Raw genomic sequence first — 324 nt, forward strand, 5'->3', positions numbered from 1 at the left:
CCGGCGTCGCTCCCGCTCAGCGCCAGGTTGCCGACGCTGACCGTCTTCGCGATGCCGACATTCTTGGTGTCGTAGCTGCCGCTGATGGGATTGTTCAGCGCCACCGCGTCGCCCGCGACCGCACCGGTAAGCGCATAGTTGCCACCCGTCAGCGTCGCCGCCGTCGTGCCGTCATAGGTCTTCGCCACGCCACCCGTCAGCGAGGCGGTCAGCGCCTTGGCCGCGATGCTGCCGATCGCCGCGCTCGCATCCGCGTTGACGGTGTAGTTGCCAGCGTCGCTCCCGGTCAGCGCCAGGTTGCCGACGCTGACCGTCTTGCCCGTG

At 69.1% G+C, this 324-nt stretch carries 1 protein-coding gene; it reads right to left on the reverse strand.

What is annotated here, in order from left to right:
- Positions 1-324: YDG domain-containing protein (locus OXQ95_RS18660; RefSeq protein ID WP_267383142.1), on the reverse strand; the 324-nt coding region annotated here is incomplete at both ends.

It is taken from the genome of Sphingomonas sp. GC_Shp_6 (genome assembly GCF_026540835.1).
Lineage (GTDB): Bacteria > Pseudomonadota > Alphaproteobacteria > Sphingomonadales > Sphingomonadaceae > Sphingomonas.